The organism is Thermodesulfovibrionales bacterium, from assembly GCA_026417875.1.
GTDB lineage: Bacteria > Nitrospirota > Thermodesulfovibrionia > Thermodesulfovibrionales > CALJEL01 > CALJEL01.
The window spans coordinates 1-10,124 of record JAOACK010000006.1 but is presented as its reverse complement, the minus strand read 5'-3'; the positions used below and the strand labels follow the sequence as shown (position 1 = coordinate 10,124).

At 39.3% G+C, this 10,124-nt stretch carries 10 protein-coding genes and 2 tRNA genes; 10 read left to right on the top strand and 2 right to left on the bottom strand.

Annotation, left to right across the window (positions count from 1 at the left end; translation table 11 throughout):
- Positions 1–19 precede the first annotated feature (19 nt).
- The 6 genes from csm6 (at position 20) to N2257_02155 (ending at position 4,045) form a co-directional block, all read left to right on the top strand.
- Positions 20–1,174, top strand: coding sequence for a CRISPR-associated ring nuclease Csm6 (gene csm6, locus N2257_02180; GenBank protein ID MCX7793203.1), 1,155 nt, complete (start codon positions 20–22; stop codon positions 1,172–1,174).
- A 14-nt stretch (positions 1,175–1,188) separates the two neighbouring features.
- Entirely contained in the window at positions 1,189–1,443 is a 255-nt protein-coding gene (locus N2257_02175; GenBank protein MCX7793202.1) for a hypothetical protein, read from the top strand.
- Positions 1,443–2,327, top strand: coding sequence for an SPFH/Band 7/PHB domain protein (locus N2257_02170; protein ID MCX7793201.1), 885 nt, complete (start codon positions 1,443–1,445; stop codon positions 2,325–2,327). The genes N2257_02175 and N2257_02170 overlap by 1 nt, the downstream gene beginning before the upstream one ends.
- Positions 2,328–2,331: 4 nt before the next feature.
- Positions 2,332–2,814, top strand: coding sequence for an SAVED domain-containing protein (locus N2257_02165; protein MCX7793200.1), 483 nt, complete (start codon positions 2,332–2,334; stop codon positions 2,812–2,814).
- Between the two features lie 41 nt (positions 2,815–2,855).
- A complete protein-coding gene (locus tag N2257_02160) occupies positions 2,856–3,209 on the top strand; it encodes a hypothetical protein (protein MCX7793199.1) in 354 nt (117 codons plus the stop codon).
- Between the two features lie 185 nt (positions 3,210–3,394).
- Positions 3,395–4,045, top strand: coding sequence for a class I SAM-dependent methyltransferase (locus N2257_02155; GenBank protein ID MCX7793198.1), 651 nt, complete (start codon positions 3,395–3,397; stop codon positions 4,043–4,045).
- 76 nt (positions 4,046–4,121) lie between these two features.
- Here the strand turns inward: N2257_02155 and N2257_02150 are convergent, their stop codons facing one another.
- Together N2257_02150 and N2257_02145 are read right to left on the bottom strand one after the other, a co-directional pair.
- Complete coding sequence (locus tag N2257_02150; GenBank protein ID MCX7793197.1) at positions 4,122–6,749, bottom strand: cation-transporting P-type ATPase; 2,628 nt, start codon at positions 6,747–6,749, stop codon at positions 4,122–4,124.
- Positions 6,746–7,573 (bottom strand): universal stress protein, encoded by an 828-nt coding sequence (locus tag N2257_02145; protein MCX7793196.1) that lies wholly within the window; start codon positions 7,571–7,573, stop codon positions 6,746–6,748. The genes N2257_02150 and N2257_02145 overlap by 4 nt, the downstream gene beginning before the upstream one ends.
- Before the next feature lie 123 nt (positions 7,574–7,696).
- On the opposite strand from N2257_02145, the gene N2257_02140 reads away from it, so the two are divergent.
- The 4 genes from N2257_02140 to N2257_02125 form a co-directional block, all read left to right on the top strand.
- Positions 7,697–7,772, top strand: a tRNA-Val gene (locus tag N2257_02140).
- An 8-nt stretch (positions 7,773–7,780) separates the two neighbouring features.
- Positions 7,781–7,857: transfer RNA gene (locus N2257_02135), tRNA-Asp, on the top strand.
- 90 nt (positions 7,858–7,947) lie between these two features.
- A complete protein-coding gene (locus tag N2257_02130) occupies positions 7,948–9,402 on the top strand; it encodes an ATP-grasp domain-containing protein (GenBank protein MCX7793195.1) in 1,455 nt (484 codons plus the stop codon).
- A 2-nt stretch (positions 9,403–9,404) separates the two neighbouring features.
- The coding region (locus tag N2257_02125; protein ID MCX7793194.1) for a hypothetical protein at positions 9,405–10,124 on the top strand (720 nt) is incomplete at its 3' end.

Below are 10,124 nucleotides of genomic sequence, written 5' to 3'. Positions count from 1 at the left end.
ATTTTTTTATAATTCTTTCATGAAGGAAGAAAAATTTAAAGAGGTTTTTATTTTTGTTGCAGGTGCAACACCTCAGATAATTACAGAAACCCTTTATGCCCTTGTAACAAAAGAACCTCCTGTCTATCCAGATGAGATATTTGTAATTACGACTTCAACAGGCAAGAAGGCAATTGAAGATGCCTTTTTTGAAAGGAGGATTTTTGAAGAATTTAAGAAAGAATATGGCATTCCTGAGATCCCTCTAACTAAGGATTCAATATTGGTAATAAAGAATGCTTTTGGAGAGGAGTTACAGGATATAAGAGATAAAGAGGATAATACATTAGCTGGTAATTTTATTACCAGTTTTATAAGAGATAAGGCTAAAGATACGAGATCAAGACTTCACTGTTCCCTGGCTGGTGGAAGAAAGACAATGGGTTTTTATCTTGGTTCAGCGCTTCAGCTTTTTGGACGACCCTGGGATAGACTTTATCATGTACTGGTGAGTCAAGAGTTTGAATCAAATCCAGAGTTTTTTTATAAGCCAAAGCTAAATAAAATTATTAAAGCCAGAAGGTCTGATGGAGAGATTATAGAGCTCAACACCGACAATGCGAAGATTGAACTTGCTGAATTGCCTTTTATTAGATTAGGAAGTAAAATTGAGTTTCATGGTAAAGAATTTGAAGAGCTCGTTGAAGAAGGCCAGAAAGAAATAGACATCGCTATGCTCCAGCCAGTTCTTCAAGTAAACCTCAGGGAAAGGACTGTCATGGTTGGTTCTCATACAGTAGAAATGATTCCTGTGCACTTAATGATTTATACAGCCTTTCTCAGACAAAAGACAGAGCATTGTAAATATCCTGAAAGATTATATTGTCTTGAATGTATTGATTGTTTTCCTGTTCTTATTGACTTTTCCTCAAGGCAGGCTCTTGAAAAGATGGCAGAGGATTATAAGAAGATTTACTGGGGTCAGCCATTTAAGGCTGAAGATTTAAAAGAAAAGTGGAGGGATGGAATAGGTATTGAATCTTTAAGACAGTATATAACAAAGATTAACAAGGCAATCAAAGATGAAATTGATGAAAGATATTTACCCTTTTGCCAAATAAGCTCATTTAAGATTTATGGTGCTACTAGGTACGGTATTAGGATAGAAAAGACAAAGATTAAAATTAATGAATAATAGGAGGGAAGTGTATGAAAAACTTTATCTTAAAAATTGGGCAGCCTTTGGTAGGTATTGCGGTAATTTTTGGGATAATCACGACTATTCTGTATGCATACTTGATGGCATCTATACCGGGATTTGGCAGATTTAATGTTATAAGTTTTTTAATTATTATAGTATTCGGTATAGCTGCTGTAATCCTTGGTGCTTTTTTGATTTATCTTTTTATTGATATCAGAGACGAATTGAGAGACATAAACAAAAAAATAAAGGAGGGTCTATAATGAATCTGTCCATATCAATTGTAGTAATTCTTACTTTTTTAATCCTCTTTCTTGTTTCGGCTATCAGGATAGCGCAAGAATATGAAAGGATTGTTGTATTCAGACTGGGAAGGGTTCTTGAAAGAGCAAAGGGACCAGGTATAACACTAATTATTCCACTTATTGATAGGCCTGTGCGTGTTGATCTAAGAGAATTTGTAATTGATATACCTGAACAGACCTGTATAACAAAGGATAATGCTCCCATATCAATAGATTTTCTAATATATATGAGGGTAATAGATCCTGTAATTTCCATAGTTAGCGTTCAGAATTTCGAAATTGCAGCAAGGGGACTTGCAACTACAACATTAAGAGCTGTGATAGGCGATATAGCTCTTGATGATGTGCTTTCCAAAAGAGAAGAGATAAACAAACAATTGCAAATAAAACTAGATGAGGTTACAAGCAGGTGGGGTGTTAAGGTTACTGCTGTGGAAATAAGGGAGATCACACCTCCAAAAGAGGTAAAGGATGCAATGACAAAGCAGATGGCAGCTGAAAGGACCAGGCGTGCCATGGTAACAGAGGCAGAAGGAGTGAAGCAATCACAGATACTCAAGGCAGAGGGAGAAAAACAGGCAAAGATACTTGAGGCAGAGGGTATAAAGCAGGCTCAGATACTAAGAGCAGAGGGTGAACGTCAGGCAAGGATACTTGAGGCAGAGGGTTACTCAATTGCCCTTGATAAAATATTCTCAGTGGCACGGGACATTGACCAGAAGACAATGAACCTTCAGTATCTTGAGACTTTAAGGAGTATTGGCACATCTCAATCTACAAAGTTTATAATACCGATTGAATTAACAAAGGTCTTCTCCGAAATCTTTCATAAAGGGTCATAAGGATATGTTATGGGATCTGCTTGATAGGATAAATATAATCATTGGCATAATTGTTTCTTTACCTGTAATATCCTCATGGTGGATGATATATACGCAGAAGAAGAGACAGAAGATATTAATTCAGAGTCTTGAAGCTGCAAAGGGAAACAGACCGGTAGCAATCCTTATAGATTTTGGGCCCGGAGAGAGCGAAAACCAGGTAAGACTTTTTTTGCAGGAAAACGGTATTAATTCAGAACTGATAAAATATTCATCTCCAGAGTTGAAAAAAGAAGATCTGGACAATTTTGTAAGAGAATTGCACAGACTCAAAGCCCGAGCCATGGAGAAAGGTGCTGACAGAATTCATCTATTTTACAGAGGACCAGTTGTTGGTGCATTAATTACCGGAGAGGTTTTTAGTAATGCATCTGTTACAATTTATCATTTTGATAAGGCTAGCGGAACATATGAATCTTGGGGCCCTATGCACAGAAGCTTTTTATGAACAAATAGATAAAAAACAACCTTATCTTGTATAATAATAACATGAAACCTCCTGTATGTCACAGCTGCCTCTACCCACCTGATGAGAGACGCAGGCTTCTATTTTTCGAGCAACCTGAAGAGATGGCACTTTATCTCTCAAAAGGTGTTGACAGAGAGATTTATCCTCCTGAAGATAAGGATGCAAAACCTGTTGTGCTTGAGTGTCCTTCATATAACTGTGCAGTAGGTCTCTATGTGGATTCCATAGAGGACCTTGTGATGAAGTTCAACTGGTTTGCTGAGGAAATAGACAGGAACCATCCAGACTATCAGAAAAGAATTTTAGCTGGCAAGATAAATTCGATAGCAAAGATTTTAGAGATATTCATTAACGGTACTCCGGTGCCGGAATGATTTAAAAATAGCAGGTAACAGGCCTCTGATTTTAATTCTGTTTATCAAGTAGATAAAAATATAATGACCTTAATATCTCCAGCTTTAACTTTCTGTTGTGGCATTCGGGCGTGAAAGGATATCTATTGGTCTTCCAAAAGAATTCATTAATTACAGATAGTGTGTAAGTAAATTTAGGTGGTCATATGGATAATTTCTGGAGCAAGACAGCAAGCATACCATCAACTGTAAAACCAGATTATTTATTATTCAAGTACTTAAAGCCAGAGTATAGAATTATTGATGTTGGCTGCGGAAACGGGAACATTGCTCTGGCTCTTGGTTTACTAGGTTACAGTGTTACAGGAGTAGACATTAATCAATCTGCCATTGAAAGGGCAAACCAGAAGGCACAGTCACTCAGGCTGCCGAATGTAAACTTTATCACTGCTGACATATGTAATTCACACATTGATGGCTGCTATGATATTGCAATTATGAATGCCTTCATGACTACTTTAGTGGATGAGGCTTTAAGAGTGGAAGTGCTTAGAAGGATAAGAGATTTGCTGAGAAATAATGGGCTACTTTATATTGCTGATTTTTTACAGAATTACAACATTCCCCTTTACAGACAGAGATATGAAGAGGGTATAAGCTGTGGGCTAGAGAAGGGCACATTCTATGTCAGGGATTCAGATGGAAACATACTCTATCTTGCACACCATTTCGAGTCCAAAGAGATTATGGAACTTGTCATAAACACTGGGTATAAAATTATTGAATTTGAGGTAAGGAAATTTAAGACCAGGAGTGGTAACCCTATAGACGGTTTTGTCCTAATTGCTGGTATTTAATGGATATGCCGGACATACTTTTTTTCTAATATAAAAAGTTCTGCGACTACTTAAATTTAGCCCCGATAGTTGCGGTCTATCTCCTTCCTGGCAGGAATGTGAAAAGACTTTTTATTAACTCCTCAGCAAAAAATAAGATTATGCTGAAGGGTAGAAGCACGAGCCATACCTCTGGCTCAAGAGGTGCTGTTCCAAAGAAGGTATTGCCAGTTCCTGTATAAATAATAAGGAGTGCTATTATTATTTCAATGAAGATAGCAAAGATTAAAAGCCTGTTTGAAAATATTCCGAGCCTGAAAACAGATTCAGCTGATGACCTGCAGGCAAAGGCATTGGCTATCTGAGTTATAATTATTCCTCCAAGACAGGCAGTGGTTGCCTTGAGATATAAAATATCCTTAGATGACAGCACTGTACCCCATAGCCAGCCACCTGATTTAAGTACATAAAAATATCCGTAAAGTCCTGCTATTGCCTCTATTGGACCGAGAAAGAGATAAGCTCGTGATAAAACCTTCCAGTTTAAAAGCCTTTCTTCAGGTGGTCTTGGAGGTTTCTGCATCAGGTTCTTAGATGGTTTTTCTGCTCCAAGGGCAAGGGCAGGAAAGAGGTCTGTTCCGAGATCAACTGCAAGTATCTGCATGATTGTGAGTGGTAGAGGTATTCCAAGTAATACATAGGCAATATAGGGAACAATCTCCGGAATATTTGATGCAAATATATATGTGATGAAATTTCTTATATTCTCAAAAACAGCCCTTCCTTCTTCAATTGCATTCACTATGGTGGCAAAGTTATCATCAAGAAGAATCATATCTGCTGCCTCCTTAGCCACATCTGTACCACTTCCCATTGCAACGCCAATGTCTGCCTTTCTCAATGCAGGTGCGTCGTTGACTCCATCACCTGTTACAGCCACTCTGTGACCTTCTTCTTTGAGTATGTTAACTATCCTGAGTTTATTCTTAGGTGTCATCCTTGAAAAGATGATCTCTTCGCTTTTCATTGCCTCCCTTAAGTCTCTGTCTGTGAGGCTGTGAAATTCTCTGCCCTCTATTATCTTTGGAGTATTCCTTACAAGACCTATCTGTCTGGCTATTGATAGTGCTGTTCTTGAGCTATCGCCTGTTATCATTATGACTTTTATTCCTGCCGCTCTGCATTTTCGGATTGCCTCGGGTACCTCAGGCCTTGGAGGGTCCTGCAGGCCTATAAGGCCGACAAGTACTAATTTTTTTTCTATATCACTCTCAATGAGTTCATCTTCATTGAGTTCCCTGAAACCAAAGGCAAGAACCCTTAATCCCCTGTCCATCATTGAATTGTAAATCGCAATAAGTTTTCCGCGCTCTGCTGGTGTTAATTCCTTAATTTCCCCTCCTATTAGGCAATGGGTGCTTATGGTGAGGAGGCTTTCTGGTGCACCCTTTGTCAGTAAAAATATCTTTTCCTGTATTTTGTTTACTGTACTCATCCTCTTTCTTTCTGAATCGAAAGGTATCTCCTTTATCCTGATTTTGGAGGGATTGCCTTTTTTTGATGCCCATCGGAACAGAGCAATTTCTGTAGGTTCACCCTTTAGTTCATCGTTTATGATTTCTGCATTATTACACAGGAGAGCTATATCATAAAGGGATGGATATGGAGCAGTATTTCCCTCATTGAGGTTCAGGACCTCTTTTACTTCCATCCTGTTCATTGTAAGGGTTCCAGTCTTATCAGTACATATTACATCTACTGAGCCAAGGGTCTCTACAGAGGTGAGTGTTTTTATGAGTGCCTTTCTTTTTGCCATCCTCTGACTGCCCATCGCAAGGGAAAGGGTAACTGTGGGAAGCAATCCTTCCGGAACATTTGCAACTATGATTCCTATAGCAAAAAGGAAGTTTTCAAAAAAGGTTCTCTTTACCAGAAAGCCTGTAATGAAAAAGACAATTCCCATGAGTGTTGCGATTATACCTACTATCCTGGTTATCCTCTTAATCTCCCTCTGAAGAGGGCTTATTCCAGGGCTCACAGTTCCTGCGAGATGGGCGATTTTACCGAATTCTGTTCTCATGCCAGTTGCAAATACCACAGCCCTGCCATGACCTGATATAACTGAGGTGCCTGCAAAAAGGATATTCGGACTTGTCAGTAATTCACTTTCACAGAGTTCAGGAGTCTTAATGATTGGCTCTGATTCTCCTGTAAGTGTTGCCTGACTCACCCTTAATGAAGCAGACTCAATTAGTCTCATATCAGCAGGTATCCTGTCACCTTCATTAAGGCAAACAATATCACCAATAACAATCTCCCTTGCATCAATATCTCTTAAAATTCCATTTCTCAATACCTTTGCCCTGAATGGAAGAAGACCCTTCATTATCCTGAGGACCTTTTCAGCCCTGTATTCCTGAATGAAAGTAAAGACTCCATTGACAAATATAACGGACACAATGGCTATCCCGAGGTTAAGCATACCTTCACCGGGATAAAGACATTCATATATAAAACAGAGAAGGGAGGCTATCCAGAGCAGCAGGGCAAGAAAGTGGGTAAACTGTTCAAAGAATTTTTTTAAAAGAGATTCTCTTCTTATCTCCTCTATCTCATTATAGCCAAATTCTGAAAGTCTTCTTCTTGCCTCTTCCTCTGTTAAACCTTGAGAAGAGCTTCCAAGAATACTCAGCACCTCATCTGCTGGAAGAGTGTTTATTCTCATCTCTTTGGTTTGAAGATAAGGAGATTACAGGGAGTTTTTTCTATAACATATTCAAGGGGACTCTTTTCAATAAGAGAACCAATAAAGCTTCTTGTGGACGCTCCCATCATTATAAGGTCAAATCTCCTTGAGGCTGCCTCAATGGTTATGTCCTTCGATGGAGCACCGTGGCTCAACTTTCTTTCAAAGTTTACACCTAATTCCTGGAGTTTATCTATGAAGGAAAGCATATCCCTGCTCAGTCTTTTTTCAAGTTCAAAGGCTGTAAGGTGTATTTCACCATGAAAGAATCCTGTTGAAGGCCTTGTGATATGAAATAAATGGATTGAACTGCCAAAGGCCTTTGCAAGAAGGGCGGAAAAATAAGCCCTTTCTTCAATATGATCTATCTTTGATTTCAAAGGAATTAAAATCCTTCCTGGATGAATTTTTCCAAAATGGACAACCCGTACGAGGCATACAGATAAAGGTAATCGGAGCAAAGCTTTTGCTGAAGAACCAAGGCCATATTCGGTTTTGCCGCTTCTGCTTGTTGCTGCAAATATAATATCAATTTTTTTTGTTTCAGCGATCTCCTTTATTTTCTGTTTGAAATTTCCTGTATCAAATATGGCCTCAACCTTAAGACCGGATTTTTCTGCATTGTAAAAAAGCTTCTTTAAGGCAGACTCGGCCTTTTTCAGATCAGACTCTATGGTGCCTTTCTCTGCAATATAGGCCAGGTAAAGAACAGCATTACAGGCTTTTGCAATATGAAGGCTATAGAGACCTGCAATCTCAGAGGTAAGGTGTTCATTAACAGTGGCGAGTATTCTGGAATACATCCTGAAATAAGGATAACATGAAATATCCTGGTTGACAATAGATTGTGTTAATCTATTTCCGATTATTTTCAAAATTTTATAATTGACAAATCCATAAGTATTGTTGTTAAAATAAAACACTCCGGGCGGATAGCTCAGTTGGGAGAGCGCAGCCCTTACAAGGCTGAGGTCACAGGTTCGATCCCTGTTCCGCCTACCATATATTCTGGGGTGGTAGTTCAGCTGGTTAGAACGTCGGCCTGTCACGCCGAAGGTCGCGGGTTCGAGCCCCGTCCACCCCGCCAGTAAGTATTTTGCTTTTTGTCTCTATAATTTTCAAAAAGGTTTATTAATTTATTTTTTAGGATTTTTTTGTATTTACAGGAGAATTTATTATGCCTGAAATTAAAAAGGTTCTTGTCGCAAATAGGGGAGTACCAGCAGTTAGGGTTATGCTAACCTGCAGGGACAGGAAGATACCGACCACAGCTGTTTACAGTACACCTGATAGATTAGCTCACCATGTCTTTATGGCTGATACAGCGATCCATATAGGTGAAGCTCCACCTATTGAATCCTACCTTAATATGGAGAAGATGATAGAGGCAGCTTTAAAAAGTGGCTCAAATGCTGTTCATCCGGGATGGGGTTTTCTTGCTGAAAATCCTGACTTTGCCCAGATGGTTATAGATGCCGGACTTATATGGATTGGTCCAGAGCCCCAGGTAATAAGACTTATGGGTGATAAGATACGTGCAAAAAAGATTGCCCAGAAGGCTAATGTGCCCACTATACCTGGTATTACAGATGTCAAAGATGTTGCTACCATTAAAAAGTGGATGAAGGATGAAGGCGTTGCATTTCCCATAATGATAAAGGCTGCTGCAGGTGGCGGTGGAAAGGGTATGGTAAAGGTTGAAAGAGAAGAGCAGCTTGAACTTGCCTTTAATCAGGCTCGTTCAGAGGCAAAAAAGGCCTTTGGTGATGATACCATACTTGTGGAAAAATATATTGAAAGAGGAAGGCATATAGAGGTACAGGTTATTGGTGACAGACATGGAAATATTGTGCATCTTTTCGAAAGGGAATGTACTATTCAGAGAAGAAACCAGAAGATTATAGAGGAGGCTCCTTCACCAACACTTGATGATAACCTTAGACAGGAGATATGTTTTACTGCTTTAAGACTTATGAGGGAGATCAATTATACCTCTGCAGGCACTGTTGAGTTTATCTTTGATTCAAATACAAAGAAATATTATTTTCTTGAGGTGAATACCAGACTTCAGGTTGAACATGGTGTTACTGAGCTAATTACAGGTCTTGATATTGTCGGCCTTATGCTTGATGTGGCTATGGATAAAAAATTACCTTTTAAACAATTGGATATCCATCCAAATAGATGGGCCCTTGAAGTGAGACTCAATGCAGAGGATCCAAAGACATTCAGTCCCTCCTTTGGTACAATCACAAGACTGGAGATACCCCATGGTCCTGGTGTAAGGATTTCTTCAGGAGTTTATGAAGGTGCAGACATACCACCATATTATGATTCTCTTTTTATGCTTCTTATGTCAGCTGGAGCTGACAGAGAAGATGCAATAAGGGTAATGGATAGGGCACTGAGCAGAGGTCTCAGGGTAGAGGGTATAAAGACTCTTGCACCATTACTTTTAAGCATAATAAGACATCCATCTTTCATAAAAGGGGATTTCTCGACAAGGTTTATTGAAGAGCATATGAATGAACTTATTTCTATGTTTACAGAAAAAACCTCAGAGGATGAGGCATTAAAGGTAGCCAGATACGTGGCAGAGATTTCTGCTTTGGGACCACAGCCATGGATGTGATGATGAGAAAGATTGAAAATCCAAAGTCTAAAGTTCAGAGCAATGAAAACTATGTCTTTGTAAAACCCGGGATGTCACCGAGAGAAATTGTTAGGTCTCTAAGGAATCTCAACGGAGTCTGCTTTGTCTCTGTAGGTATGAGGGATGCAGGTCAATCTGATTTCAAAAACAGACTTAGGATCTATGATCTTAAAACCCTTGCTCCCTATTACAACCAGATGGGTCTTTTCAGCGCAGAGTGCCACGGTGGAGCCAGATGGCATGTTGGAATAATGAACAGGAGGGAAAGTCCTTTTGAGGAAATAAGGATTCTCCGGGAACTCATGCCTGATGTTATGCTCCAGACCCTGATAAGGGAGACAAACCTATGGGGATACAGACCCTATCCAAGAAATGTAATTGAATATGTGGTCTCGCAGGTTGATATCGATGTATGGCGATGTTTTTCCTTTTTAAATGATATAAGGAATATGAGGCTAGTTGCAGAGGTTGTTATGAAGAGGGGAAGACTCTTTGAACCTGCGATATCCTACACAAGTGCTGAATGGACAACAGTGGATTATTATCTTAATGTTGTAAAGGATATAGTTGAGCTCTGCGGTGGCACGGATGAGATTGTTCTGTGTATAAAAGATATGGCTGGAGTGGGTGATATAAAGAGTATAGGAGAGCTTGTGGATGCCATAAAACAGAAATATCCTGATCCTGTCTCTTATACACAT

Bases quoted from the DNA above. Each gene is read 5' to 3' on its own strand.
- N2257_02130 (MCX7793195.1), top strand. From the start codon at position 7,948: ATGCCTGAAATTAAAAAGGTTCTTGTCGCAAATAGGGGAGTACCAGCA.
- csm6 (MCX7793203.1), top strand. From the start codon at position 20: ATGAAGGAAGAAAAATTTAAAGAGGTTTTTATTTTTGTTGCAGGTGCA.
- N2257_02175 (MCX7793202.1), top strand. From the start codon at position 1,189: ATGAAAAACTTTATCTTAAAAATTGGGCAGCCTTTGGTAGGTATTGCG.
- N2257_02155 (MCX7793198.1), top strand. From the start codon at position 3,395: ATGGATAATTTCTGGAGCAAGACAGCAAGCATACCATCAACTGTAAAA.
- N2257_02145 (MCX7793196.1), bottom strand. From the start codon at position 7,573: ATGTATTCCAGAATACTCGCCACTGTTAATGAACACCTTACCTCTGAG.
- N2257_02165 (MCX7793200.1), top strand. From the start codon at position 2,332: ATGTTATGGGATCTGCTTGATAGGATAAATATAATCATTGGCATAATT.
- N2257_02150 (MCX7793197.1), bottom strand. From the start codon at position 6,749: ATGAGAATAAACACTCTTCCAGCAGATGAGGTGCTGAGTATTCTTGGA.
- N2257_02160 (MCX7793199.1), top strand. From the start codon at position 2,856: ATGAAACCTCCTGTATGTCACAGCTGCCTCTACCCACCTGATGAGAGA.
- N2257_02170 (MCX7793201.1), top strand. From the start codon at position 1,443: ATGAATCTGTCCATATCAATTGTAGTAATTCTTACTTTTTTAATCCTC.